General features: G+C 60.7%; 30 protein-coding genes. 1 reads left to right on the top strand and 29 read right to left on the bottom strand.

The features are described 5' to 3' along the window. Nucleotides 1–687: 687 nt before the first annotated feature. The 21 genes from CMV30_RS03010 to CMV30_RS02910 all read right to left on the bottom strand — a co-directional run bounded on the left by CMV30_RS03010 (nucleotide 688) and on the right by CMV30_RS02910 (nucleotide 10357). Nucleotides 688–1101 carry a hypothetical protein gene (locus CMV30_RS03010; RefSeq protein ID WP_096054647.1) on the bottom strand — a complete coding sequence of 138 codons (414 nt, stop codon included), beginning with the start codon at nucleotides 1099–1101 and terminating at the stop codon, nucleotides 688–690. A 387-nt stretch (nucleotides 1102–1488) separates the two neighbouring features. Continuing rightward, entirely contained in the window at nucleotides 1489–1821 is a 333-nt protein-coding gene (locus CMV30_RS03005; protein ID WP_096054632.1) for a hypothetical protein, read from the bottom strand. A 107-nt stretch (nucleotides 1822–1928) separates the two neighbouring features. After that, nucleotides 1929–2300: a DUF2185 domain-containing protein gene (locus tag CMV30_RS03000; protein ID WP_217494447.1), complete on the bottom strand. Its 372-nt coding sequence runs from the start codon at nucleotides 2298–2300 to the stop codon at nucleotides 1929–1931. Between the two features lie 80 nt (nucleotides 2301–2380). Further along, nucleotides 2381–2884 carry a DUF4240 domain-containing protein gene (locus CMV30_RS02995; RefSeq protein ID WP_138223091.1) on the bottom strand — a complete coding sequence of 168 codons (504 nt, stop codon included), beginning with the start codon at nucleotides 2882–2884 and terminating at the stop codon, nucleotides 2381–2383. A 25-nt stretch (nucleotides 2885–2909) separates the two neighbouring features. Then, nucleotides 2910–3317, bottom strand: a complete 408-nt coding sequence (locus tag CMV30_RS02990) for a hypothetical protein (RefSeq protein WP_096054631.1) — start codon at nucleotides 3315–3317, stop codon at nucleotides 2910–2912. A gap of 105 nt (nucleotides 3318–3422) precedes the next feature. Beyond that, nucleotides 3423–3641, bottom strand: coding sequence for a hypothetical protein (locus tag CMV30_RS19240; RefSeq protein ID WP_138223090.1), 219 nt, complete (start codon nucleotides 3639–3641; stop codon nucleotides 3423–3425). A gap of 341 nt (nucleotides 3642–3982) precedes the next feature. After that, complete coding sequence (locus CMV30_RS20885; RefSeq protein WP_096054633.1) at nucleotides 3983–4459, bottom strand: SMI1/KNR4 family protein; 477 nt, start codon at nucleotides 4457–4459, stop codon at nucleotides 3983–3985. Nucleotides 4460–4574: 115 nt separating this feature from the next. Beyond that, nucleotides 4575–4844, bottom strand: a complete 270-nt coding sequence (locus CMV30_RS02975; RefSeq protein WP_138223089.1) for a hypothetical protein — start codon at nucleotides 4842–4844, stop codon at nucleotides 4575–4577. Between the two features lie 113 nt (nucleotides 4845–4957). Continuing rightward, entirely contained in the window at nucleotides 4958–5218 is a 261-nt protein-coding gene (locus CMV30_RS02970) for a hypothetical protein (RefSeq protein ID WP_138223088.1), read from the bottom strand. 155 nt (nucleotides 5219–5373) lie between these two features. Further along, complete coding sequence (locus CMV30_RS02965) at nucleotides 5374–5676, bottom strand: MafI2 family immunity protein (RefSeq protein ID WP_096054642.1); 303 nt, start codon at nucleotides 5674–5676, stop codon at nucleotides 5374–5376. A 20-nt stretch (nucleotides 5677–5696) separates the two neighbouring features. Next, on the bottom strand, nucleotides 5697–6011 hold the full coding sequence (locus CMV30_RS02960) for a hypothetical protein (protein ID WP_096054641.1): 315 nt from the start codon (nucleotides 6009–6011) through the stop codon (nucleotides 5697–5699). Nucleotides 6012–6106: 95 nt separating this feature from the next. Next, on the bottom strand, nucleotides 6107–6349 hold the full coding sequence (locus CMV30_RS02955; RefSeq protein WP_096054640.1) for a hypothetical protein: 243 nt from the start codon (nucleotides 6347–6349) through the stop codon (nucleotides 6107–6109). Between the two features lie 107 nt (nucleotides 6350–6456). Beyond that, nucleotides 6457–6858 carry a hypothetical protein gene (locus CMV30_RS02950; protein WP_138223087.1) on the bottom strand — a complete coding sequence of 134 codons (402 nt, stop codon included), beginning with the start codon at nucleotides 6856–6858 and terminating at the stop codon, nucleotides 6457–6459. A 104-nt stretch (nucleotides 6859–6962) separates the two neighbouring features. Continuing rightward, nucleotides 6963–7268 (bottom strand): hypothetical protein, encoded by a 306-nt coding sequence (locus tag CMV30_RS02945; protein ID WP_138223086.1) that lies wholly within the window; start codon nucleotides 7266–7268, stop codon nucleotides 6963–6965. Between the two features lie 21 nt (nucleotides 7269–7289). Then, nucleotides 7290–7730 carry a hypothetical protein gene (locus CMV30_RS02940; protein WP_096054637.1) on the bottom strand — a complete coding sequence of 147 codons (441 nt, stop codon included), beginning with the start codon at nucleotides 7728–7730 and terminating at the stop codon, nucleotides 7290–7292. Nucleotides 7731–7874: 144 nt separating this feature from the next. After that, nucleotides 7875–8165: a hypothetical protein gene (locus CMV30_RS02935; RefSeq protein WP_138223085.1), complete on the bottom strand. Its 291-nt coding sequence runs from the start codon at nucleotides 8163–8165 to the stop codon at nucleotides 7875–7877. 17 nt (nucleotides 8166–8182) lie between these two features. Next, nucleotides 8183–8515: a hypothetical protein gene (locus CMV30_RS02930; protein ID WP_096054632.1), complete on the bottom strand. Its 333-nt coding sequence runs from the start codon at nucleotides 8513–8515 to the stop codon at nucleotides 8183–8185. A gap of 24 nt (nucleotides 8516–8539) precedes the next feature. Continuing rightward, complete coding sequence (locus CMV30_RS19235) at nucleotides 8540–8980, bottom strand: hypothetical protein (protein ID WP_096054637.1); 441 nt, start codon at nucleotides 8978–8980, stop codon at nucleotides 8540–8542. A gap of 116 nt (nucleotides 8981–9096) precedes the next feature. Then, nucleotides 9097–9573: an SMI1/KNR4 family protein gene (locus tag CMV30_RS20880; RefSeq protein ID WP_096054633.1), complete on the bottom strand. Its 477-nt coding sequence runs from the start codon at nucleotides 9571–9573 to the stop codon at nucleotides 9097–9099. 19 nt (nucleotides 9574–9592) lie between these two features. Further along, nucleotides 9593–9925 (bottom strand): hypothetical protein, encoded by a 333-nt coding sequence (locus CMV30_RS02915; RefSeq protein WP_096054632.1) that lies wholly within the window; start codon nucleotides 9923–9925, stop codon nucleotides 9593–9595. A 24-nt stretch (nucleotides 9926–9949) separates the two neighbouring features. After that, entirely contained in the window at nucleotides 9950–10357 is a 408-nt protein-coding gene (locus CMV30_RS02910; RefSeq protein WP_096054631.1) for a hypothetical protein, read from the bottom strand. A gap of 352 nt (nucleotides 10358–10709) precedes the next feature. Between CMV30_RS02910 and CMV30_RS02905 the strand changes: the two genes are divergently transcribed. Further along, nucleotides 10710–11921 (top strand): integron integrase, encoded by a 1212-nt coding sequence (locus CMV30_RS02905; protein ID WP_096057583.1) that lies wholly within the window; start codon nucleotides 10710–10712, stop codon nucleotides 11919–11921. A 194-nt stretch (nucleotides 11922–12115) separates the two neighbouring features. Here the strand turns inward: CMV30_RS02905 and ffh are convergent, their stop codons facing one another. From ffh to CMV30_RS19715, 8 genes are all read right to left on the bottom strand, one after another. Then, on the bottom strand, nucleotides 12116–13456 hold the full coding sequence (gene ffh / locus CMV30_RS02900) for a signal recognition particle protein (protein ID WP_096054630.1): 1341 nt from the start codon (nucleotides 13454–13456) through the stop codon (nucleotides 12116–12118). A 223-nt stretch (nucleotides 13457–13679) separates the two neighbouring features. Next, entirely contained in the window at nucleotides 13680–14516 is an 837-nt protein-coding gene (locus tag CMV30_RS02895; protein ID WP_096054629.1) for a CheR family methyltransferase, read from the bottom strand. Further along, entirely contained in the window at nucleotides 14513–15592 is a 1080-nt protein-coding gene (locus CMV30_RS02890; protein ID WP_217494446.1) for a protein-glutamate methylesterase/protein-glutamine glutaminase, read from the bottom strand. Before CMV30_RS02890 ends, CMV30_RS02895 begins: the two co-directional genes overlap by 4 nt. A gap of 118 nt (nucleotides 15593–15710) precedes the next feature. Continuing rightward, nucleotides 15711–17813, bottom strand: a complete 2103-nt coding sequence (locus CMV30_RS20595; protein WP_096054628.1) for a methyl-accepting chemotaxis protein — start codon at nucleotides 17811–17813, stop codon at nucleotides 15711–15713. Nucleotides 17814–17873: 60 nt separating this feature from the next. Then, on the bottom strand, nucleotides 17874–18314 hold the full coding sequence (locus CMV30_RS02880; protein WP_096054627.1) for a chemotaxis protein CheW: 441 nt from the start codon (nucleotides 18312–18314) through the stop codon (nucleotides 17874–17876). Nucleotides 18315–18319: 5 nt separating this feature from the next. Further along, nucleotides 18320–20740 carry a chemotaxis protein CheA gene (locus tag CMV30_RS02875; RefSeq protein WP_096054626.1) on the bottom strand — a complete coding sequence of 807 codons (2421 nt, stop codon included), beginning with the start codon at nucleotides 20738–20740 and terminating at the stop codon, nucleotides 18320–18322. Nucleotides 20741–20745: 5 nt separating this feature from the next. Further along, nucleotides 20746–21132: a response regulator gene (locus CMV30_RS02870; RefSeq protein WP_096054625.1), complete on the bottom strand. Its 387-nt coding sequence runs from the start codon at nucleotides 21130–21132 to the stop codon at nucleotides 20746–20748. A 102-nt stretch (nucleotides 21133–21234) separates the two neighbouring features. Beyond that, complete coding sequence (locus CMV30_RS19715) at nucleotides 21235–23109, bottom strand: hypothetical protein (protein ID WP_096054624.1); 1875 nt, start codon at nucleotides 23107–23109, stop codon at nucleotides 21235–21237. Nucleotides 23110–23401: the final 292 nt, after the last annotated feature.

Genomic DNA, 23401 nt, shown 5'->3' with positions numbered 1-23401 from the left:
CGCCATAAATCTTACGCCGAACGTTTGAGATGAGGCACGGCGTTGCTTGGCGCGACTCGTGCGTCAGCACGAGGCGTGACAGACGTAGGCGTTGGCTGTAGCGTCTGGTTCGGCTCTTTCTTCTGTCTGGGCTGGGGCGCGGTACCTGAGTGGTCACCCGACCAATCAGGATATATGATCTGAATCCACAGCAGTCGCGTTTGAGGATCTAGAATCGCAGTCCAAGACTGATACTCAGTTTGCGCATCCGCTGTGAGGATATCGGGACGAACGGGGATGCTGCGATACTTCGGAGGGAGCGAGCGTGCCGTATCGATGCTTTTCGGGTCGCCTAGACTAAACCTATGTGCGTTCGCAAACGCCGGAATCTGTCCGCTGGGCAATTCCACCACAGAGACGACGAACCATTCGGCGTTATCGAATTGCGCAAGATACTTCGTTCCCGTCGGAAAATGAAATCCGGTGACCTGTCTGACGAAAGCCCAGTCTGGAGCGTTCCACTTCCAGGCAAAGGCGCAGACACAAACCACAGCCAACGCAGTGACTGCCATTATGATCCTCCGCTTCTTCATGCCGTCATCTTCTGCCGAACGAACACTGGTCAGCCACGCCGAGCTGGCGACTGGAAATTCGAAATGGGCCCCGTCGAGGCGTTGCGCTGTAACGGCTGGTTCGCCCTTTGGGGTCTCATGGTTTGCTCCTCCACTCATTCCCGCAGTAGCCGCACCTCTTCTTGGATCCCTTCATGCTTCTGCAGAAAAACCAGATCATCTTCGGGATCATCAGCAAAAACACTGACACGAAGAACAGCCAACGTGGCGGGTTATCGTCGGGGCATTCGACACGCCTCTTTTCACAGCGGGGACAGGCTAGAATGGTCTCGTAAGGCGGCTCAGGCTCCGAGTCGGGCACGACCTCAACCATATCCAGGACCCTCAGCGCGTCCTGAAGATCTTCCTCTTCTACCCAAACTCCATACATAGGTCTGGAGAAAACCGGACCCCGCAGATAGCGAATCTTAGCCGGTACATTGTTCTGCACTAGCTGGGTCATCTCGCTCTCGGCGTGCTCTCGACTAATCTGCTTGTGGATGAAAGGCATGCTTTCGGCGAACGATCACTGTTCAGCCACGCCGGGCTGGCGACTCGAAATTCGAAACAGGCCCCGTTCCCGGCGTTGGCTGTACCGGCTGGTTCGGCTCTTTCTTCTTGGAGATCCGATAACAAGACGCGGACATGAAAAGGAAAAGCGCTCCTAAGCCTAGCTGAAACCAGCCTGTAGACGGGCCGGCCCTATTCGCACTGGTCCCGCGCCACTCGCTCATTGGTCGACTGGAAACAAGCGGGCTGGCGATGCCGAGTAAGCCAGCGCACAAGAGGCCAATACTCCAGCGTCTCGCTGAATTTCGATTCTTCTCCTCTGGCGACTTAGCGGGCCCAGAGACCGAACGATTCTTGCGGAGCGAGGACTTCATCCTTTGCCGAACGATCACTGGTCAGACGCGCGCTGGCGAGCGCGCAGCAGGCTGTTTGAGAAACGGCTGAGGGTTGAGCGGAGGAGGCGCGTGAGAAAAACGGCCCCGCTCCAGCGCGTTGTCTGTAGCGCCTGGATGGGCGCTTCGGAAACGGCGCCGATGAGCGAGACGCTGTCGCTGGAAAACGCCGAAGTCCGAACGACCACTTTCTTTCGAGACATCGCTTCGCCAGTGGCGACGAACGTCGCGTGCGCTTTCTTCGAGCACCGTGAATGCCGGACGGCCTCTTTCTTCTTCGCCACGAATCTCGCGATAGCCTCCGGAAAATCTCCCGCTACAATGCTCATGCTCTTCCGCCCATCGATCACTGATCAGCCACGCCGAGCTGGCGACTCGAAATTTGAAACGGACCCCGTCGAGGCGTTGCGCTGTAGCGGCTGGTTGGGCTCCGTTTTCATTCTTCGGGAGGCGTAAATTTCTCCTGAACGAATCTATCGGTGCCCTCTACACGGCCTAACTGCGTGCCGATAGCGGCGCCGAGATGCAGGATTATCGCGGGATCATAGTTCGCGACCGTATTGATGTCGTAGAAAGCGAGGTGCTCCGGCTGATCGACGTATGCTTGGTCTTCTTCGCCTGAAAAGAAGCGCCATCCGCTATCGACCGTATTCGACGGAGACTCGCGATACATGAAACCAACTTTCTTGCCGTCGACGACGATGTGATCGCTTGCAATGCAAGCACCGTGGCCGACGGCCAACGGCTTGATTTGCTCCTTCGCCAACTTGTATCGCTTTTCCGCCATGGTCTTCTGCCCAACGATCACTGGTCAGCCACGCCGAGCTGGCGACTCGAAATTCGAAACGGGCTCCGTCGAGGCGTTGCGCTGTAACGGCTGGTTCGCCCTCATTCTTCCCAGTGCTTCGCAAACAATTTGGGCCAGCGCTTCCGTAACTCGTCGGGATCATCGCTGCGCTTCTCTCCGACGGGCTTTGGCGGATGAGGATGCGATCGCTCGAGGAGCACGCCCGTCCGCTCTTCATAGATGCTTCCTGCTACATACTGGAATCCCTCGGCATAAAGCTCATCGAGGTCCTCGGCTGATAAGCTCGCTAAGCTGTCGGGATCGCGGATGGCCCGCTCAAACGCATCCTTTCCCATGGATATCAAAACGCTTCTGAAGTCCCAGAAGGCGTCATCGCTGCAACCGCCTTGGATGATGTAGGCGGCTCCCCACAAATCGTGCGAATACGCTCGATCTAAGGTTTCCGTGAAACGCCGATCAAAGGCCGCGACGTCTTCCGTGGATAGTCGCGATAGTTTCGCGCGCAGAACTTCAGTGCGCTCGTCGATATCAGCGGAGGCATCCTTGGTTTGTTCTATTAGGGTCCAAAACTCGTCTAGGGTCATGGCGGCTTCGGCGAACGTTCTCTGGTCAGCCACGCCGAGCTAGCGACTCGAAATTCGAAACGGACCCCGTCGAGGCGTTGCGCTGTACTGGCTGGTTCGGCTCTTTCTTTCTGAATCCTTGGAGCGGATCGACCCAGTAATAGACGCCTAAACCTGCGGACGACGACTGCTGGCGCGGCTGAACATCTTCGATTTGGAGCTGTGCGCGGGGAATCTTGATGAAGACGAAAAAGTCGATCGGGCGCGCGATGAAGTAGTGAAACGACTCGTCGGTACCCTGATAACCAATACCGCGATGGATCGTAGCAGGAATCGAGGTGCCTTGGTACCACTCTGTAACTTCCGCAGGCGACCAAGCAGCCTTCTTCTTAAACGGCCCAACGCATCCAGCCCCAACCAGCAGCAAGATTAGGAGTAGAAGAATAGGCTTCATCGCTTTTGCCGAACGATCACTGGTCAGCCACGCCGAGCTGGCGACTCGAAATTTGAAACGGACCCCGTCGAGGCGTTGCGCTGTAGCGGCTGGTTGGGCTTTCTTTCATAACCACGGGTAGCGAGCTAACTGCAATGGGTCACCAAACGGACCTGAGCGGGAAATTGCGCGTGAACTGCCATGCTCCTCGTCGACGGAAACGACAGCGATAATCTCGTCGCGATAACGTACTGCGGCGGCATCGCCATCCTCGCGCCAGACGAAAGAAAAATCGTCAGGGTATCTTTCCGTGATCACCGCATGGCTCGAGGCATAGTCGGCCATCAGAATCGGCGTATCGCCACGTCCTACTTTGGCTTGGAACTCTGAACGACTCACGGGAGCGATCGGAGAATAAACAATCACTGACCTTGTCGCACCGTCCGGACAACTGTCGCGGAAGTATAGCCAACAGCTACGACCGTCGTCCTCCAACACGATAATCCGGCCGGACGTAGGATGTGTCTCAGATAACCAGATAACCGCCTTAGAGTCCGCCTCGCTCATTGTCTTTGCCCAACGATCACTGATCAGCCACGCCGAGCTGGCGACTTGAAACTCGAAACGGACCCCGTCGAGGCGTTGCGCTGTAGCGGCTTGTTAGGCTCCGTCTTCATTGTGCATGGCTAGTCTTCGAGCCCTTCACCTGGGGGCGGCTGATCCAGCGCATCATCTAAGAACAACTGCAAGAACTCTGACAATTCCGTGGCCACTGGCACCGCGATCCTAAGCAAAGTCTTCCGCGCCATTCGCGGGCCTACCTCATCGTGGGATAACAAAACAATCCGGCTAGGGTTACTCTTGGAGCCCGCATCGAAGCAGTACGCGTCTCCAGCAAACGTCGAAGCGAAAGCAACAAACCCTCTACGAGACGCATAGCATCCAGGAATCAAGTCCTTGTTTTCGGCGACGATCATCTTGATAGGAAGCAAGCGTACGCAGCCTTCGACTATGTCCACCGGCTCGTATCGACGATAAAACTCAATAACATCACTTGGGAACTTTAGCTTCTTGAGCTGCGTGATTCGGTACGTGGAGGCTGGCCCAAATTTACCTCGAGTTTTCCTACCGATTTTAGCGACGAGTGAGCTATATTTTTCCATGCGCTTCTTTGCCTAACGATCACTGGTCAGCCACGCCGAGCTGGCGACTCGAAATTCGAAACGGGCCCCGTCGAGGCGTTGCGCTGTAGCGGCTGGTTCGGCTCTTCTTTCATACTTAGGATAGGATTAGATAAGCGCCAACACCGGCACATAGCGTGAAAAGACCGCCGACGAGGATGATGCTTTCCGGAGTCCAGAATCGAATGCCAGAACGGCGGACGAAAAACTGATACCAACGCATTTCCTTTTCGTAGCCTCGATCAGTCAGCGCCAAGATCCTAGCGCGCCCAAGCGACAAGATCTTAACGACAATAAAACCGATGACGTAGAAAATCGGGTACGCTACGACCTCGAGAACAACTTGGGCTATTGCTTCAGCGGCCATCTTCTTTTGCCGAACGATCACTGGTCAGCCACGCCGAGCTGGCGACCGGAAATTCGAAACGGACCCCGTCGAGGCGTTGCGCTGTAACGGCTGGTTCGGCTCTTGGGTTCGGTTCACGATGAAAAACTCAGCAGAATCCAAATGGCTATAGCGACCATAGTGATTCCGGATGCACCAGCTAAATACATGGCTGCTATTGTCGGTACCGAACGAGGTCTGCGTCGCGCTCCGTAGAAAGTGCCACCGATAGCGGCGAGAGTAAGTATCGCGCTCGCACTCAAGCAGACGAAGAAGAATGCGATCGGCTGAAAGTCGCCCGACATCGCCAACATGCGGAACCAGCCCAGCACACCGACCGCCATGGCGATGAACATGCAGGCGAATGCCGCCCAGACGCTCTTCGGTGTGTGAATACTTTCGCTCATTCTTCCGCCGAACGATCACTGGTCAGCCACGCCGAGCTGGCGACTCGAAATTCGAAACGGACCCCGTCGAGGCGTTGCGCTGTAGCGGCTGGTTGGGCTCTTCTTCATTCTTTTCTGCGGTAAGTGATCACTTCGAACTCAGCGCCTCTCAAGTCGTCATCGGAGACAACGATCTCTTCATTCCAAGACCATCGACCGTCATCAAATGCCGCGAGAACCTCGGTCGCTACACAAGTGACGTCTTCCTTATCTTGGTCCGTCGCGTCCGTCGCCAAAATCGCCTTAAACCAAATCGCTCGATCCGCATGGCGGAAAGATAAGCTGCGAAGCGAAAGCGGCGTCTCGCCAAGAAGCGCGATTTGAGCAGCAGCGCGCAACTGGAGTTCGCGTTCTTTTTCGGGAGTCATCTTCGCCCAACGATCACTGGTCAGCCACGCCGAGCTGGCGACTGGAAAATCGAAACGGACCCCGTCGAGGCGTTGCGCTGTAGCGGCTGGTTCGGCTCTGCTTTTGGATTCTGAATCTTAACTTTCATGAAGGTGCCGATGGAAAGAAGTACACCGATAGGCAAAGCAACGACGGCGAAGAAAAAACCGTAGAGAACTACTCCCCACGATGCCTCGTCTGAATTCCTGAAAAACAGAAACAGGACGAGAAGCTCTAGTGCCCAAAATGCCAACACCACCGCGACAGTCAGGCCGAAGGTCACAAGCGCTGCTTTAAGTGGCGACTTGGAGATCATCTTTCTTTTGCCGAACGATCACTGGTCAGCCACGCCGAGCTGGCGACCCGAAATTCGAAACGGACCCCGTCGAGGCGTTGCGCTGTAGCGGCTGGTTAGGCTTTTTCTTCATCGTGCTGGAAAAGCTGCTTCAAGCCAGGAGCCGCGTACTTGGCTGATAGCTCAATCTGCTCGGTAACGATGTCGTAGTACTTACTACCGACGCCGCGGTACTGCGCTCTCATCTTCTTCGTGTCTATCGCGCCAGCCTTTTCGAGAGCGCTCATAGACCGATTAAAGCCGTCGCTAATGATGGAGACTAAACGACCGGCAATTTCTTCGTCAGAGAGCTGCTTCATCTTTCTTTGCCGAACGATCACTGGTCAGCCACGCCGAGCTGGCGACTCGAAACTCGAAGCGGACTCCGTCGAGGCGTTGCGCTGTAGCGGCTGGTTCGGCTCTTTCTTCATCGCAGCGAAAGTAACGCGAACAGACATCCGATTACCGTGCAAGCGACCGCGAATGCGAACGTGCCGCCTATCCAGCGCCTCGCATAGCTAGCAGTCGCGATCTCTGCCGCATCGCCGTGATAAATCACATCGACCTCTTCGGGATGGATAAAACCGCGCGTGCGTCGCGGGAAACGCGAATGAAACTCTCGGGTCGCACCTGACGAATCTTCAAACCGCACGACCGGCAGCGGCGCTTCTCCAATCCGTCGAGGGGCCTGGCCGATGATATGGCCCTTCGCTCGCACACCTCTCGCCCGCAAGAGTCGGAAACGTCGATAATCAGCCCACGCCATCTTTGCAAAAAACGCCGAGGTTGCGACTGCCAGAAGCGCCAGAGTGAACATCGCGAGCTTCATCTTTTGCCGAACGATCACTGGTCAGCCACGCCGAGCTGGCGACTGGAAATTCGAAACGAGCCCCGTCGAGGCGTTGCGCTGTAACGGCTGGTTCGGCTTTTTCTTCATTTGGCGACAATCTCGAAGTCAGTGTCTAAACCCACAATTTGGCGCTTCTCTTCCAAGAGCCAGCCACCGAAGTAGCGCTTTCCGTCTGCTTCTTCCGCTTGGAATAGCACGCAACGCTGACGGTCTCCAGATTCGTGGTCTATGAACCTAGCGTAGCAGGGAAGCGGCATCTCGATAGGAGAGCCGATGCGCTCACCATTCACTTCCAGAAGGAATGAGGCGCGATTCGCGCGCGTATCTTCAGCGGTAGCAAGTCGGCCAATCGTCGCCGGAAAGTCGGAAAGTGGCGGCCAGTCATTCATGCTTTGCCGAACGATCACTGGTCAGCCACGCCGAGCTGGCGACTCGAAATTTGAAATGGGCCTCGTCGAGGCGTTGCGCTGTAGCGGCTGGTTAGCCTCTTTCTTCTTCGACGTTGGCCACACAACAACGGGTTCAGGCCCGTCCACGATTCCCGATGTCAACGTGACTTGCTCGATGGTATCTTCGGGATTCAGCTTTCGTGCGTCTCTGAGTGTGAAGGTCACACGATAATAAAAGCCTTCTTTTTCTTGGGCGTAATACATCAGCCAAGGAAGAACTACGGCGACCGATGCTGGCGCCCCGAGCTTTCGAACGACCTCTTCAGGAGTGTCGCCGCGGCGAAGGGTGGCGATATGCTGAATGGTCGTGCTGGAATATGCTGCGGGAGGAAGCGCCTTCTCGGACTGACAGCCGCAGCATACGCACATCGCGAGCAGAAGTATGGCTGCAAAGACCTTCATTTTTGGCTAACGATCTCTGGTCAGACGCGCGCTGGCGAGCGCAGTCTCTGCTCTTCGAGCCACGGTTGAAGGTTGAGCGGACTGGGCACTCGAGAAGAACAGCCCCGCTTAAGCGCGTTGTCTGTACCGGCTGGTTCGGCTCTTTCATTCTTCAGTTAGAGGATCGCTTTCGCTCTCGTGAGGATCGGCTACCGAGGAGGGAATAGCCCTGATTCGAATCTCGTCTCCAACTGAAAACGGCATCCGCTCCTTCCAATAAAGAACTCGCTGCTGCTCTCCCTCTACATACTTCGTAACGCCGAAAACCGTGAGGAGTACCTTGTCCTCGCATGTATCGGGCACGTCGACACTCGCACCAATCATTCCGCCTTCAAGGGCCTCCGAGCCGGCGAGCACAACTTTCGCGCCGTTACAGGATACTTCGATGGCGATCATCTTCTTTTGCCGAACGATCACTGGTCAGACGCGCGCTGGCGAGCGCGCAGCAGGCTGTTTGAGAAACGGCTGAGGGTTGAGCGGAGGAGGCGCGTGAGAAAAACGGCCCCGCTCCAGCGCGTTGTCTGTAGCGCCTGGATGGGCGCTTCGGAAACGGCGCCGATGAGCGAGACGCTGTCGCTGGAAAACGCCGAAGTCCGAACGACCACTTTCTTTCGAGACATCGCTTCGCCAGTGGCGACGAACGTCGCGTGCGCTTTCTTCGAGCACCGTGAATGCCGGACGGCCTCTTTCTTCTTCGCCACGAATCTCGCGATAGCCTCCGGAAAATCTCCCGCTACAATGCTCATGCTCTTCCGCCCATCGATCACTGGTCAGCCACGCCGAGCTGGCGACTCGAAATTTGAAATGGGCCTCGTCGAGGCGTTGCGCTGTAGCGGCTGGTTAGCCTCTTTCTTCTTCGACGTTGGCCACACAACAACGGGTTCAGGCCCGTCCACGATTCCCGATGTCAACGTGACTTGCTCGATGGTATCTTCGGGATTCAGCTTTCGTGCGTCTCTGAGTGTGAAGGTCACACGATAATAAAAGCCTTCTTTTTCTTGGGCGTAATACATCAGCCAAGGAAGAACTACGGCGACCGATGCTGGCGCCCCGAGCTTTCGAACGACCTCTTCAGGAGTGTCGCCGCGGCGAAGGGTGGCGATATGCTGAATGGTCGTGCTGGAATATGCTGCGGGAGGAAGCGCCTTCTCGGACTGACAGCCGCAGCATACGCACATCGCGAGCAGAAGTATGGCTGCAAAGACCTTCATTTTTGGCTAACGATCACTGATCAGCCACGCCGAGCTGGCGACTTGAAACTCGAAACGGACCCCGTCGAGGCGTTGCGCTGTAGCGGCTTGTTAGGCTCCGTCTTCATTGTGCATGGCTAGTCTTCGAGCCCTTCACCTGGGGGCGGCTGATCCAGCGCATCATCTAAGAACAACTGCAAGAACTCTGACAATTCCGTGGCCACTGGCACCGCGATCCTAAGCAAAGTCTTCCGCGCCATTCGCGGGCCTACCTCATCGTGGGATAACAAAACAATCCGGCTAGGGTTACTCTTGGAGCCCGCATCGAAGCAGTACGCGTCTCCAGCAAACGTCGAAGCGAAAGCAACAAACCCTCTACGAGACGCATAGCATCCAGGAATCAAGTCCTTGTTTTCGGCGACGATCATCTTGATAGGAAGCAAGCGTACGCAGCCTTCGACTATGTCCACCGGCTCGTATCGACGATAAAACTCAATAACATCACTTGGGAACTTTAGCTTCTTGAGCTGCGTGATTCGGTACGTGGAGGCTGGCCCAAATTTACCTCGAGTTTTCCTACCGATTTTAGCGACGAGTGAGCTATATTTTTCCATGCGCTTCTTTGCCTAACGATCACTGGTCAGACGCGCGCTGGCGAGCGCGCAGCAGGCTGTTTGAGAAACGGCTGAGGGTTGAGCGGAGGAGGCGCGTGAGAAAAACGGCCCCGCTCCAGCGCGTTGTCTGTAGCGCCTGGATGGGCGCTTCGGAAACGGCGCCGATGAGCGAGACGCTGTCGCTGGAAAACGCCGAAGTCCGAACGACCACTTTCTTTCGAGACATCGCTTCGCCAGTGGCGACGAACGTCGCGTGCGCTTTCTTCGAGCACCGTGAATGCCGGACGGCCTCTTTCTTCTTCGCCACGAATCTCGCGATAGCCTCCGGAAAATCTCCCGCTACAATGCTCATGCTCTTCCGCCCATCGTTCTCTGGTCAGCCACGCCGAGCTAGCGACTCGAAATTCGAAACGGACCCCGTCGAGGCGTTGCGCTGTACTGGCTGGTTCGGCTCTTTCTTTCTGAATCCTTGGAGCGGATCGACCCAGTAATAGACGCCTAAACCTGCGGACGACGACTGCTGGCGCGGCTGAACATCTTCGATTTGGAGCTGTGCGCGGGGAATCTTGATGAAGACGAAAAAGTCGATCGGGCGCGCGATGAAGTAGTGAAACGACTCGTCGGTACCCTGATAACCAATACCGCGATGGATCGTAGCAGGAATCGAGGTGCCTTGGTACCACTCTGTAACTTCCGCAGGCGACCAAGCAGCCTTCTTCTTAAACGGCCCAACGCATCCAGCCCCAACCAGCAGCAAGATTAGGAGTAGAAGAATAGGCTTCATCGCTTTTGCCGAACAGTGTTATTGGCATCAACTCAGTTGAGCTTTGCCAGGATGGGGTTGAGAGAATGGGAGGGGGCGGGGCATTGGAAAGGCGACGTCATAACAAATTTTAGCTGAGGGGATTCGGGAGATTTTGAGGAAAAGGAGGTTGCTTCATGTCGCCTAGCAAAGCTCAACTGCGAGTATGGCTTTGCAAGGCGGGAAAAGTGGGCGCAACAGCGCGGCTGTGTCGTTTCCGGATTGGCGGGACGCGCTGGAACGGGTGGTGACCGAGCGAGAGCGTGTGGTGTATACGCGCGCGATACTCGGGTTTCTCCGCCATTGTAAATCGGTCCGTGCGCCCGCGACGATCATGCGTGCGAAGGAGTATATCGAGGCTTACGAGAAACAAGAAAATTGCCGTCTCGAAAAGGTGCGGGAGGCGCTGCGGTGGTTTTTCCGCGCAGCGCAGACGCGGGAGACGTCGGAGAAGGTGGGCGCAGCGGACCGCGTAGAATCTTCGCCTACGCGACGGGTGCAGGTGGACGCGATTGGTCGCGGAAAAGCCGGCGGGCCGCCGGCGCTCCCGGCACGGAGTGGAATCGCTCCTAAAGCGGGAGAGGATTTGGGCGGTGCGGATTGGGAGCGCGATTTGATCGTGGCGTTGCGTAGGAAGGGCGTGCTTTGGCGGACGGAGCAGACGTACCGGATGTGGGCGGCAAGGTTTAGTTCACAGTTGGATGGGCATTCTCCGTATGCGGCGACGGGCGATGATGTGGCCGCGTTTTTGACCGGGCTGGCGGTCGAACGGCGGGCGAGTCCGTCCACTCAGAAACAGGCGCTCAACGCGCTGGTTTTCTTTTTGCAGGAGGGGCTGAAGCGAGATCTGGGGCAGTTCGATTTCAAGCGGGCGCGCACCCGGCAGACGGTGCCCACGGTGTTGACCCGGGCGGAGTGCCAGAGGGTTTTTGACCAGCTAAACGATACGCCGAGGCTGATGGCGGAGCTGATGTACGGGGCCGGATTACGACTGATGGAGCTGTTGCGGCTGCGTATTCATCACCTGGATCTGGAGCGAAGCCAGTTGAAGGTTTACGCGGGCAAGGGAAACAAGGACCGGGTGACGGTGCTGCCTGAGTCGTTGAGCGAAAGGCTGGGCGGGCATTTGCGCAGGCTGGAGTTGCTATTTGAGAAAGACCGAAAGGCGAAGGTGCCGGGTGTGTGGCTGCCGGAGGGGCTGGCTCGGAAGTATTCCAAGGCGGGAGTATCGTGGACGTGGCAGTGGTTGTTTCCGTCAAGGGAGCTGATGCGCACACCGGAGACGGGTGTGTACCGGAGGCATCATGTGCAGGAGGGAACGTTTCAGAACGCGGTGCGCAAGGCGGGGGTAGATGCAGGGCTGACGAAGCGGGTGACGCCGCATGTGCTGCGGCATAGTTTTGCGACGCATCTGCTGGAGGGTGGGACGGACATACGGACGGTGCAGGAGCTGCTTGGTCACCAGAGTGTGGAGACGACGCAGCTTTACCTGCATGTGATGAAGAAGCCGGGGATCGGGGTGAGGAGTCCGCTGGATGCGGGGTGAGTGTGATCGGGGGGGACGGATTGATTGAATCGCGAAGGCGAGAAGGCGAAGGGGAGTGCAGAGATGGCAGCGGAGTGGGGGAGCTGCGGGGTGTCGCGCGAGCGCGAGTCTTGCGGGGAATCGGGCGAAGGGGAGGCCGGGCACGGCGTGCCGGCCCTACCTGGGGATCGGAGGCTGGGCACGGCGTGCCAGCCCTACCGGGGGAAGCCGCCTTGGTTTTTCATGGCTTCCATCTGGCGCATCATCTTTTTCGCGCCGCTGCCTTTGAACATCTTCATCATCTGCTGCATTTGCGTGAACTGCTTCATGAGCTGATTCACTTCGACGATCTTCACGCCGGAGCCGTCGGCGATGCGTTTGCGGCGGCTGCCGTTGAGGAGCTCGGGTTTGCGGCGTTCCTGGATCGTCATCGATTTGATGATGGCTTCGGTGCGGGCCATTTGTTTGTCGGCGCCTTCAGGTAACTGCATGCCGCTCATGCCGGGCATCATGCCGATGATGCTCTGCATGGAGCCCATTTTTTTAATCTGCTGCATCTGCGCGAGGAAGTCTTCGAGGTTGAAGTCGGCCTTGCGGAGTTTTTCCGCCATCTTCTCGGCTTCCTTCTGATCGATGTTTTCCTGAGCGCGTTCGACGAGGGAAACGACGTCGCCCATGCCGAGGATGCGGGAGGCCAGGCGGTCAGGATAGAAGGTGTCGAAGTCGGCGGTCTTTTCGCCCGTGCCGACGAATTTAATCGGGACGCCGGTGATCGTCTTGATGGAGAGCGCAGCGCCGCCGCGGGCGTCGCCATCCATCTTGGTGAGGATGAGGCCGGTGAGCTGGAGCGCGTCGTTGAAGGCTTTGGCGACGTTGACGGCTTCCTGGCCGAGGGCGCCGTCGGCGACGAGGAAGACTTCGTCGGGTTGGATGCGCTCGCGGAGTTTTTTCACTTCCTCGATGAGGTCGTGGTCGATCTGGAGGCGGCCGGCGGTGTCGAAGAGGATGGCGTCGGCGGTGGCTTCTTTGGCGGCGGCGAGCGCGGCGGTGCCGATGGCGGGGACGTCTTTGGACGCGCGGTCGGCGTAGAAGCCGAGCTCTTCCTGCTTCGCGAGGATTTCGAGCTGGTCGATGGCGGCGGGGCGGTAGATGTCGCACGCGGCGACGAAGGGGCGGTAGCCGCGTTTTTTGAGGAGTTTGCCGAGCTTGGCAGTCGAGGTGGTTTTGCCGGAGCCGTGGAGGCCGACCATCAGGATCTTGAGCGGGCGGGCGCCGGAGAGATCGGTGGTGCCTTCGCCGAGGAGGCGGACGAGTTCGTCGTTGATGATTTTGACGATCTGCTGGCCGGGCGAAACGCCTTTGAGGACTTCCTGGCCGACGCATTTTTCTTGGACGCGGTCGACGAATTCGCGGACGACCTTGAAATGGACGTCGGCGCTGAGGAGGGCGGTGCGGACCTCTTTGAGGGCCTCGGCCATGTTTTCTTCCGTGAGTTTGCCGACGCCACGGAGGTTGCGGAGGGCGTTGCCGAGTTTTTCGGTGAGCGATTCGAACATGTGAAAACGCTCAGTGAAACGGGCGATGCAGGTTTATCGAATGATTTTTTTGGGCAGGGAGGATGGAATGCAGAGGGGGATTAAGGGGAACTCAGGAAGGCTGGAATCGGAGGGATCGGAGTTTTGGACAGGATTAGAGGAAGGGGCGAATGCGCGGTGGGGGCGTGGTGACGACGGAAACGGAAGGCGTCGCGCGAGCGCGAGCCCTACAAGGCGGAAGGCGTCATACGACGCGGTAGAAGGTGGCGCGGCCGAAGGGGACGGGTTCGAAGGCGGGGTCGAGGTTGATGGTGGTTTCGGCGCCGCCGAGGCAGAGGTAGCCGCCGGGCTCGAGGACTTGTTTCACCTGATTCAAGATGCGGCGGCGGGTTTCGAGGTCGAAATAGATCATGACGTTGCGGAGCATCACGACGTGGAAGCGGGGGAGGATTGGCCAGGGTTTGGCGAGATTGAGTTCGATGAAGTCAGCCCGCCGGCGGACATCCTCGACCAGTTGCCATCCGTCTTTCACGGGCTGGAAGTATTTGGAAAGAAGTGAGGGAGGAAGCCCGCGAGAGACTTCAGTCTGTTGATAGAGTCCGGTGCGAGCGCGGGCGACGACAGCAGCGCAAAGATCGGTACCGACCAGTGTGGTGGGGAGACCGGGGAAGTGCTCGGCAAGCAGCATGGCTACGCTGTAGGCTTCCTGACCGGTGGAGCTGGCTGCGGACCAGAGAGAGAAGGGGCGGCCGGGATTGTTTAGGCGGAATTGAGGGATGATGTGATCGCGGAGCGCATCGAAAGGAGCACCGTCGCGGAAGAACAGGGTTTCGTTGGTGGTGAGGGCATCGATCGCCTCGCGGTGGAGTGGTGTGAGAAATCCTGGAGTGGTGCGGAGTTGGGCCACGAGGGCGTTGGCGCAGGAGAAATTGCGGCGGGAGGCGAGGGTGCCGAGGCGGGTTTCGACGAGGTATTCCTTGCCGGGTTCGATAACGATGGCGGCCTCGCGCGCGAGCAGTTCGCAGACGTAGGTGAAATTTTCCGGGGCGAGCGGCACCGCGATGGGGGGCGAGGAAATCATGCGGGTGCGAGGTGCGGGGAGCCGAGGCGGCGGACGATCTCGAAGGCGAGCTCGGGGATGGGTTTCACGGTGTTGGCGAGGCCGGCCTGGGCGATGGCGCCGGGCATGCCCCAGACGACGGAGGAGGCCTCGTCTTGAACGAGGATGCGGCCGCCGCGGGCGGCGATGAGGCGGGCGCCGTGGAGGCCGTCGCTGCCCATGCCGGTCATGACAACGGCGAGGATGTGGGCGTTGGTTTCTGCGGCGGTGCGGAAGAGGACATCGACGGCGGGGCGGCAGGAATTTTCGGGCGGGGTGTCGGTGAGTTGAGTGACGAAGGTACCGTCGAGCTGGCGTTTGATCGCGAGGTGGCGGCCGCCGGGCGCGAGGTAGGCGTGGCCGGGGAGCATGGGCTCGGCGTCGGCGGCTTCGTGGCAGCGGAGGTGGCCGGGGATGTTGTTGAGGCGGTCGGCGAGGAGCTTGGTGAACATCGGCGGCATGTGCTGCACGATGGCGACGGGCACGGGGAGCGGGGCGGTGAGTTTCTGGAAGAGCTCGGCGAGAGCGTTGGGGCCGCCGGTGGAGGTGCCGATGCAAAGGAGATCGAAGGAGCGGGGATGGCCGGCGAAAGGCGGCGTGGTGCGCGCGTTGGCGGTGGGCGGAGCGGGTTGCACGCGCGTGGTGAGGGCGCGGCAGTGGGCGTGGATTTTCGGAAGCAACTCGGCTTCGAGCTGGGCGATGCAGGCGGCGAGGTCGGAGGATTCGACGGGCTTGGTCACGTAGTCGTCGGCACCGGCGGCGAGGGCATCGAGGGTGGAGACGGCTCCGCGCTGGGTGAGCGCGGAGAACATGATGACGGGGAGCTTCGGGTGGGTGCGGCGGAGTTCGCGGAGCGTGGAGAGGCCGTCGAGGTCGGGCATCTCCATATCGAGCGTGACGAGGTCGGGATTGACCTGCGGGATTTTTTGCAGGGCGATGCGTCCGTTGGGAGCGGTGCCCACGACTTCGATACGCGGGTCGCGTTTGAGCGCCTCGGTGAGGAGGCGGCGCATGACGACGGCGTCGTCCACGATGAGGACGCGGAGTTTGGGCGGCACGGGGGACACTGGAAGGAAGAGTGACGGGTGAAGGGGGAAGAGTGAAAGGCGGCGGAGGAACTGCCCCTGCGTGGCCACGCCCTAAGGGGCGCGGCTACGTTTGGACGCGTTACGCGGCTCAGCGGGTGTTGGCGGAGTCGACGATGCGCTTGAGGTCGGCGGCCATTTTCGCGAGTTCGGAGGAGGCTGCGAGGGTCTGGTTGGCGCCAGCGGAGGTGCTTTGCGCGGCTTGCGAGACGTGGGCGATGTTGCGGGTGATCTCGGTCGCGCCCTTGGCGGCTTCGCCGGCGTTGCGGGCAATCTCGTTGGTGGTCACGGACTGCTCTTCGACGGCGCTGGCGATGGTGTTCTGGATGTCGTTGATGCGGGCGATGACCTTGGAGATTTCAGCAATGGCGGAGACGGCGCCGCGGGTGTCGCCCTGGATGGCTTCGATCTTGGCGGAGATGTCTTCGGTGGCGGCGGCTGTCTGCTTGGCGAGTTCTTTGACCTCGTTGGCGACGACGGCGAAACCCTTGCCGGCCTCACCGGCGCGGGCAGCTTCGATGGTGGCGTTGAGCGCGAGGAGATTAGTCTGCTGGGCGATCGAGGTGATGACCTTGATGACCTTGCCGATCTCGGTGCTGCTCTCGCCGAGTTTCTCGACGGTGTGATTGGTGTCGTTGGCGACCTTGACGGCGGCGGAGCCGACGCGGGCGGCCTCGGCGGCGTTTTTGGCGATCTCCTTCACGGAGGCGCTCATCTCCTCGGCGCTGGTGGCGACGGTGGTGACGTTTTTGCTGACCTGCTCGGCAGCGGAGGCGGCGCCGCCGGACTGGGCGGCGGTTTCCTCGGAGTTGCTGCTCATGGTCTGCGCGGTGGAGGAGAGCTCCTCGGAGGCGGAGGCGAGGGTCTGGGCGTTTTGGGTGAGGGCGGCGAGGGTGTTCTTGAGGCTGGCCTCGGCCTGTTTGCGGGCGGTGATGTCGATGGCGTATTTCACGACGCGGGCGACCTTGCCGGTGGCGTCGAACATCGGGTTGTAGGTGGCCTGTATCCAGATTTCGCGGCCACCTTTGCCAAAGCGTTTGAACTCGGCGGTCTGGAAGCGGCCGGCGTTGAGATCGAGCCAGAACTGGCGGTAGTCGGAGGAGTCGCGGAGGGCGGGATCGACGAAGGTACTGTGGTGGCGGCCCTTGATCTCGTCGAAGGTATAGCCGGTGGCGGCGAGGAAGTTGGCGTTGGCGGAGACGACGGTGCCGTCGGCGAGGAATTCGATGACGGCCTGGGTGCGGTTGATCTCATCGATCTGGCGGGATTTGTTGATGGCATCGACCTTGGTGGCGGTGATGTCGGTGGCGATTTTGACGATCTTCTGGACGCGGCCCTTCTCATCCTTCACGGGAGCGTAGACAGCTTGTATCCAGATTTCGCGGCCGGACTTGGTGATGCGTTTGAAGGTATCGGCCTGGATGTGTCCGTCGCGGAGATCGGCCCAGAATTTGCGGTAGTCGGCGGATTCGCGTTGGGCGGGCTCGACGAACATCGCGTGGTGGCGGCCTTTGATTTCGTCGAGGGCGTAGCCGGTGGTATCGAGGAAGTTTTTGTTGGCGGCGAGGATGTTGCCCTCGGTGGTGAACTCGATGAACGCATACGAGGAGTCGATGGCGCCGAGGATGCCGCGCATGTTCTGGCGCTCGATCTCGAGGTCGGTGATGTCGTAGCGAACGCCGATGTATTTGCGGGGCTTGCCGTTTTCGCCGAGCACGGGGGCGATGACGGCGTCGACGTAGTAAGGCGTGCCGTCTTTTTTGCGGTTCTTGACGACGCCGCGGAAGATTTTGCCGCGACCGATGGTGGCCCAGAGATCTTTGAAGACCTCCTTGGGCATGTCGGGGTGGCGGGTGGTATTGTGGCCGCGGCCGATGAGCTCGTCGCGACCGTACTGGGAGACCTCGCAGAACTTGTCGTTGCAGGAGAGGATGTCGCCCTTGAGGTCGGCTTCGGAGACGATGGAGGTGAGGTTGGTCATCTCGGCGCGGACCTTGTACTCGGCGAGGAGGTCGTTTTGCGCGGTGAGGCGGTTCTCGACCTCGGCAAGGCGGGCGAGGAGGGCGTTGTGCTCGGCGGCTGGGATGGCGGGGGCGGATTTTTTGGCGGACTTGGCGGAGACGCGGCCGTTGCGGGACGGGGCGGAGGATTTGGCGGAGCGGCGGGAGCCGATGGAGGAGCTGGGCGTGATCATGGCGATGAGGATTGAGACGGGTTTTGGTTGGTTGGTTTTGAGAAATTTGTTTTCGGAGAATCAGGCGGCGTGCGCGGAGGCGGCGGTGATCTCGCGGGCGTCGAGCACGTGGAGGAGTTGTTTGGGGAGTTTGTGAACGCCCGTGAGTAAGGAGCGCATGGCGGCGGGAAGTGTGTCGGGCGCGGGTTCGAAGGTGGCGTCCTGGACCTCGATGACGTCGCCGACGCGGTCGACGAGGAGAGCGACGCAACCGTCTTCGTCGCGGACGATCATGATCATGGGCGACTCGTCGGCGGCGCGCGGCGGGAAGCTGAGGCGGCGGCGGAGGTCGATGGCGGTGACGATCTGGCCGCGGAGATTGAGGAGGCCCTCGACGTTGGCGGGGGCGAGCGGAATGAGCGCGAGCTCGCGGGCGCGGAGGACTTCCTGGACGGCGAGGACATCGAGGCCGAGAAAGAGGCCGGCGACGTGGAAGGTGCAGAGCTGGTGAGGAGTCTTCATGGGGATCAGGCGGCGCGGACGGAGGTGAAGCCGGCGGCTTGGAGGACGGCGGCGACGTCGACGAGGTCGGTGATTTTTCCCTGTACGACGGTGGAGCCGAGAAGGCCGGAGGTTTGTGAGCCGGGCTGGAGATCGAGGGTGTGCTCGATGATGTCGTGGATCTGGCCGACGATGATGCCGACGGAGTGCCCGGATTTTCGATACACGATGACACGGAGCGGGCCGTCGGCGTCGGACGTCGCGGCGGAGGAGCCGGGGAGGAAGCGGGCGAGGCGGAGGAGCGGGAGGATCTGGCCGCGGTATTGAACGGCTTCGCGGCCGGCGGAGGATTCGACGGCGGAGGCGGGAAATTCTTCGAGGCGGGCGGCTTGATCGAGCGGGAGGGCGAGGCGGGGGCGACCGGGGAGGGAGAAGAGGAGGAGTTGGGAACGTGCGGCGGAGCTGGCGGCGGCGTTTTCGGTGGCGGCGAAGGTGCGGGCGCGGTCGGGGTTTTCGCTGAGGACGCGGGCGTGTTGAGCGAGGCCGAGGGCGTCGAGGATGAGGGCGACGCGACCGTCGCCCATGATGGTTGCGCCGGCGTATATCGGGAGGCCCTTGAGGTGTTTGCCGAGGGGTTTGACGACGATCTCCTCGGTGTCGCAGACGGCGTCCACGACGAGGCCGAAGGAACGCTGGTCGGCTTGAAGGACGACGATGTTGAGAGCGGTGTCGTCGGCGGGCGGTTTGAGTTTTAGTTCGCGATGGAGAAAGACGAGCGGGAGGAGATTGCCGCGGAGGCGGAAGACGGGGGAGTCGTAGACTTTTTCGAGGGCATCGGCCGCGGCCTGGCCTTCGAGGCGGAGGAGTTCGAGGAGGCTGACTTGCGGGATGGCGAACCGTTCGCCACTGGCGCGGACGATGAGGGCGGGGACAATGGCGAGGGTGAGCGGGATCTTGATCTTGAGCGTGGTGCCCTGGCCGAGGGTGCTGGAGACATCGACGGAGCCGCCGATTTTTTCGATGTTGGTTTTGACGACGTCCATGCCGACGCCGCGGCCGGAGACGTTGGTGATTTTTTCGGCAGTGGAGAAACCGGGGAGGAAAATGAGGTTGGTCGCTTCGCGGTCGGAGAGCGCGGCGGCGTCGGCGGCGGAGATGAGATTTTTCTCCACGGCTTTCTGGCGGATGCGGGCGAGGTTGAGGCCGGCGCCGTCGTCGATGATCTCGATGTTGACCTGGCCGCCCTCGTGGTAGGCGCGCATGAGGATGTGGCCCTCGGCGGATTTGCCGGCGGCGAGACGGCGCTCGGGCGACTCGATGCCGTGGTCGATGGAGTTGCGGATGATGTGAGTGAGCGGGTCGCGGATGGACTCGATGACGGTGCGGTCGAGCTCCGTGGTGGCGCCGACCATTTCGAGGCGAACCTGCTTGCCGAGCTCGCGGGCGACGTCGCGGACGATGCGCGGGAATTTTCCCCACACGCCGCCGATGGGCTGCATCCGGGTTTTCATGACACCCTCCTGAAGTTCGCTGGTGATGAGGTTGAAGCGCTGGGCGACGTCGTTGAGGGCGCGGGGGGCGACGTTGCGGGTTTGAGAAAGTTGGACGAGCTGGTTGCGGGAGAGGACGAGCTCGCCGACGAGGTTCATCAGCTTGTCGAGGAGTGCGACGTCGACGCGGACGGTGGAGTGGTTGGTGTGCGAGGAGGCGTGCGCGGCCGAGGACGAGGAGGGAGACGTCGTGTGGACGGCGGGCGTGGTGTGCGCGGTGGCGGGTGTGGTGGCGGAGGCGACGGGAGCGGTGGTCGCGGGAGTTGCGGCGGGGGCGGCGGTTGGCGCGGGGGCGGGTTCGTCGTCGAAGAGGCCCCAGCCTTGATTGAAGGCGGGGGCGGGCGGGGTGGCGGCGGGTTGATTGAGGAGGGAGGCGGCGGCGAATTCGTCGGCGGAGAGCGGGAGATCGGCGGGGGAGACGGATTCGAATGTGGGGAGCGCGGAGGCGGGAAGTGAGTTGCCGGATACGGAGGGAGGAGGCGCGGATTTTTCGGCGGGGCTGGTCAGCGTGTTGCGGAGGGCTTCGAGGTCGGTGACGAGATCGGGATCGACGGCGGCTTCGTCGCGGCCGGTGGTCTCGATGGCCTGCAAGAGGGAGCGCAGGGCGTCGGAGAGACGGAGGAGGACGGCAGCGATATTGGGCGAGAAGGCGAGCTGTTGATTACGGAGGGCGTCGAGGAGGTTTTCGCCGACGTGGGCGATCTTGGTGATCTGGTGAAAGCCGAGGCAGCCGGCGGTGCCTTTGAGGGTGTGGACGACGCGGAAGATGTCGTTGAGGGTGTCGTCGCCAGCGGTGTGTTGTTCGAGGTGGAGGATGGCCTGGTCGTAGCGGTCGAGGCCCTCGAAACTTTCCGTGAGGAGATCACGGATGAACTGCTGCTGGAGGTCGGTGTTCATCGGGATCAGGCGGCGGGAGCGATGGCGCCGGGGAGGACTTTGCCGACGACGGCGAGGAGCTGCTCCTGCTGGAATGGTTTCACGATCCAGCCGGAGGCACCGGCGGCGCGGGCGAGATTTTTTTTCTCGGGATCGGACTCGGTGGTGAGCATGAGAATCGGGACGGTCTTGCCGTGCGGCAGCTGGCGGGCCTGACGGGTGAACTCGATGCCGTTGAGCCTGGGCATGTTCACGTCGGTGATGATGAGGTCGAAGCTGCGGGTTTTGAGCAGCTCGATGGCGTCGGCTCCATCGGGGGCTTCGACGACGTCGAGGCCGGCGGTGCGCAGCGTGAAGGAGACGAGTTTCCGCATGGTGAGGGCGTCGTCGATGGCGAGTACGGTGCGTTTCATGGTGTGAGAAGTGAGAGGCGGTTAGTGATGCGGTAGGGGTGAAGTGGAGACCGGGAGCGGAGGCGGCGCTTGGATAAGTGCCGGTCCGCCGGAGGAGGCGGATCAGAAGAGTTCGATGTTGGAGGAGGCGGTGGTGGGCGTGGGAACCGAAGCGGAGGCGGACGGAGCGGCGTCGAAGAGCTCGGGGGTGGCGTCGGTGGTACCGGTGGAGGCCGATGCGGAGGCGACGGTGGCGGTACCCAAGAGAGCGGCGGCGGTGGCGTGCTCGGAGGCCATCGTATAGCGCGCGGTGTGCGTGCTGAGGTCGGACGCGGAGGAGGCGGGGAATGTTTCGCTCAGCGTGTGGAGGGCACTGGCGGCGGCGGTGATTTCGGTGCGGAGTGGCGGGAGCCCGGCGAGAGTGGTATCGAATTCACGGGCACAGGACTGGAGCGACTCGATGGAGACGGCGATTGACTCCTGGCTGGTGGTGGCGCGTTCGCGGAGCGTGTGGAGGCGGGATTCGGCGGCGGGGCGGTCGGCGTCGAGGGCGATGATTTGTTCGGAGCCGAGGCGGCGGAATTCCTCGAAGGTGGCGAACATGGCGTCGAGATCGACGCGGAGGGCGGCGAGGGCGTGGGAGCTTTCTTCGCTGACGCCATCGATTTCGGCGGAGATGGAAGCGGTGCGGGAAGCGAGGGTTTCGAGGCCGGTGAGGTCGCCGATCTGGACGGAGCGTATCTGGGCGTTGAGCGCGATGAGGCGCATGTTGGTCGCTAGCTCGACCAGGGTGGAGGAAAGGCTGGAGGCGAGATCGCCGGCGGGGCGGATGGCCTCGTGGGTTTGCGCGGTGGTGTCAGCGAGGCCGTGGATCATCGCGTGGACTTCGGCGATCGAATCGAGGAGGCGTTTCACCATGCCGTCGGGGGAGGCGATGTCGGCGAGGGTGTCGAGCTGGCGGGTGTTTTCGTCAAAGCGCTCGATGGAGGCGCGGATGCGGGAGAGGCCGGTGGAAACTGTCTGGTGGCCGTCGGCGATGTCCGTGGCGACGGCTTCGAGCTGGAGGGCCTGGAGGCGGGCGAGCGGCTGGGTGGGCGATTCGTTTTTCCACGCGTCGAGAGCGGAGAGGACGTGGTCGGATTTTTGCTGGACGATGTCTTGAAATTGGAGGGCCTGGACGATTTGCGAGACCTCGGTGGCGATGGTCTGGCTCTGGCGGCGAAGGACGGAGTCGCGCTCGGTATTTTGCGCGAGCTGGTCGTCGAGAAGGCGGATGGTGTCGTCGATCTGGCGGCGGCGGGCGGCGATGTGGGCGAAACGGGAGCGGAAGTCTTTTTCGAGCGATTCGCGGACGCGGGCGAGGGTGGTGTGGGCGTTGGCGAGGAGCTCGGCGTTTTTGGTGAAGGTCTCGTCCACGAGCTGGCGCATGCGGTCGATCTCGGTGGTGACGGTGGCGAAGGTTTCGCGGAATTCTTCGGAGAGGGTGGCCGACTCGATTTTGAAGAGCACGGTCATGTAGGTGAGCGGCGCGAGCGTGGTGTGCATGCGGGCGCGGACCTCGATCATGGAGCGCGTGCGATCTTCGCAGGCGGAGAGGCGCTGAAGGAGCTCGGTGTGGCGATCGCGGCAGAAATCGAGGTAGCCGAGCGGGCCGGCGAGAAGATCGAGGGTGGCGCGGGCGAGGCTCTGGCCATTAAGGCGGCCGCTGGCGATTTCAAGGAGGGCGGAGCAGTCGGCGACGAGTTGGGTGGAGCCGTTGCAGAGAGTTTCGAGTTTTTCGCCGCCGGTGACGCAGAGGCGCTCGAACTTCGGGAGCGTCGCGGAGAGACGCGCGCGGATGTCGGCGGCGGGCGCGGGGGGCGTCGTGCTGGTGAGCGCGTATGCTGACGCGGATAGGTCAGAGGTGCGCGCGGGAGCGGTGCGAGAGAACGAACGGATTGCGGATGACTGGAGCAGGGAGCGCCAGTGGAGAGTCCGCCAGTTGAAGCGTCGGTCCATGGTCAGTATCGTGTCATCCTTCGCGCGACGCCGGACGCGGGCGGAGTCATGCTAGTCGTGCGTGCGGGTACAGACGACTGAACGGGTTGTGGAAGTGAGTTAATAAACGTAGCAGACATTTTTTCCTCCGGGGACGTGCATCGGCACACAGGTATGCAGGTTAAGAAACCACAGCCGTGGAAATGCCTGTATGAAGTATTTACTTCATAAGGGCGTGAGCTGTTCTGCCTCTGAAGAGCGCTGGGGGTGCGGTTGAGACGACTGTAATTCGCGGCGAGGCGGTGCCTGATTT

Origin of the sequence: Nibricoccus aquaticus (assembly GCF_002310495.1) — a bacterium.
Lineage (GTDB): Bacteria > Verrucomicrobiota > Verrucomicrobiia > Opitutales > Opitutaceae > Nibricoccus > Nibricoccus aquaticus.
The sequence above is the reverse complement of the archived record's forward strand: the minus strand, read 5'-3'. Positions and strand labels throughout refer to the sequence as shown.

Excerpts from the sequence above, each read along its gene's own strand:
- CMV30_RS02940 (WP_096054637.1), bottom strand. The coding sequence starts at position 7,730 with ATGAAGGTCTTTGCAGCCATACTTCTGCTCGCGATGTGCGTATGCTGC.
- CMV30_RS02910 (WP_096054631.1), bottom strand. The coding sequence starts at position 10,357 with ATGAAGCCTATTCTTCTACTCCTAATCTTGCTGCTGGTTGGGGCTGGA.
- CMV30_RS02990 (WP_096054631.1), bottom strand. The coding sequence starts at position 3,317 with ATGAAGCCTATTCTTCTACTCCTAATCTTGCTGCTGGTTGGGGCTGGA.
- CMV30_RS02875 (WP_096054626.1), bottom strand. The coding sequence starts at position 20,740 with ATGAACACCGACCTCCAGCAGCAGTTCATCCGTGATCTCCTCACGGAA.
- CMV30_RS02905 (WP_096057583.1), top strand. The coding sequence starts at position 10,710 with ATGCGTGCGAAGGAGTATATCGAGGCTTACGAGAAACAAGAAAATTGC.
- CMV30_RS02915 (WP_096054632.1), bottom strand. The coding sequence starts at position 9,925 with ATGAGCATTGTAGCGGGAGATTTTCCGGAGGCTATCGCGAGATTCGTG.
- CMV30_RS19240 (WP_138223090.1), bottom strand. The coding sequence starts at position 3,641 with ATGGCCGACTATGCCTCGAGCCATGCGGTGATCACGGAAAGATACCCT.
- CMV30_RS02955 (WP_096054640.1), bottom strand. The coding sequence starts at position 6,349 with ATGAAGCAGCTCTCTGACGAAGAAATTGCCGGTCGTTTAGTCTCCATC.
- CMV30_RS02895 (WP_096054629.1), bottom strand. The coding sequence starts at position 14,516 with ATGATTTCCTCGCCCCCCATCGCGGTGCCGCTCGCCCCGGAAAATTTC.
- CMV30_RS20880 (WP_096054633.1), bottom strand. The coding sequence starts at position 9,573 with ATGGAAAAATATAGCTCACTCGTCGCTAAAATCGGTAGGAAAACTCGA.
- CMV30_RS02935 (WP_138223085.1), bottom strand. The coding sequence starts at position 8,165 with ATGATCGCCATCGAAGTATCCTGTAACGGCGCGAAAGTTGTGCTCGCC.
- ffh (WP_096054630.1), bottom strand. The coding sequence starts at position 13,456 with ATGTTCGAATCGCTCACCGAAAAACTCGGCAACGCCCTCCGCAACCTC.
- CMV30_RS02960 (WP_096054641.1), bottom strand. The coding sequence starts at position 6,011 with ATGATCTCCAAGTCGCCACTTAAAGCAGCGCTTGTGACCTTCGGCCTG.
- CMV30_RS02950 (WP_138223087.1), bottom strand. The coding sequence starts at position 6,858 with ATGAAGCTCGCGATGTTCACTCTGGCGCTTCTGGCAGTCGCAACCTCG.
- CMV30_RS20595 (WP_096054628.1), bottom strand. The coding sequence starts at position 17,813 with ATGATCACGCCCAGCTCCTCCATCGGCTCCCGCCGCTCCGCCAAATCC.
- CMV30_RS02965 (WP_096054642.1), bottom strand. The coding sequence starts at position 5,676 with ATGACTCCCGAAAAAGAACGCGAACTCCAGTTGCGCGCTGCTGCTCAA.
- CMV30_RS02880 (WP_096054627.1), bottom strand. The coding sequence starts at position 18,314 with ATGAAGACTCCTCACCAGCTCTGCACCTTCCACGTCGCCGGCCTCTTT.
- CMV30_RS03010 (WP_096054647.1), bottom strand. The coding sequence starts at position 1,101 with ATGCCTTTCATCCACAAGCAGATTAGTCGAGAGCACGCCGAGAGCGAG.
- CMV30_RS02970 (WP_138223088.1), bottom strand. The coding sequence starts at position 5,218 with ATGTTCATCGCCATGGCGGTCGGTGTGCTGGGCTGGTTCCGCATGTTG.
- CMV30_RS02870 (WP_096054625.1), bottom strand. The coding sequence starts at position 21,132 with ATGAAACGCACCGTACTCGCCATCGACGACGCCCTCACCATGCGGAAA.
- CMV30_RS03005 (WP_096054632.1), bottom strand. The coding sequence starts at position 1,821 with ATGAGCATTGTAGCGGGAGATTTTCCGGAGGCTATCGCGAGATTCGTG.
- CMV30_RS19235 (WP_096054637.1), bottom strand. The coding sequence starts at position 8,980 with ATGAAGGTCTTTGCAGCCATACTTCTGCTCGCGATGTGCGTATGCTGC.
- CMV30_RS20885 (WP_096054633.1), bottom strand. The coding sequence starts at position 4,459 with ATGGAAAAATATAGCTCACTCGTCGCTAAAATCGGTAGGAAAACTCGA.
- CMV30_RS02930 (WP_096054632.1), bottom strand. The coding sequence starts at position 8,515 with ATGAGCATTGTAGCGGGAGATTTTCCGGAGGCTATCGCGAGATTCGTG.
- CMV30_RS19715 (WP_096054624.1), bottom strand. The coding sequence starts at position 23,109 with ATGGACCGACGCTTCAACTGGCGGACTCTCCACTGGCGCTCCCTGCTC.
- CMV30_RS02995 (WP_138223091.1), bottom strand. The coding sequence starts at position 2,884 with ATGACCCTAGACGAGTTTTGGACCCTAATAGAACAAACCAAGGATGCC.
- CMV30_RS02945 (WP_138223086.1), bottom strand. The coding sequence starts at position 7,268 with ATGAATGACTGGCCGCCACTTTCCGACTTTCCGGCGACGATTGGCCGA.
- CMV30_RS02975 (WP_138223089.1), bottom strand. The coding sequence starts at position 4,844 with ATGGCCGCTGAAGCAATAGCCCAAGTTGTTCTCGAGGTCGTAGCGTAC.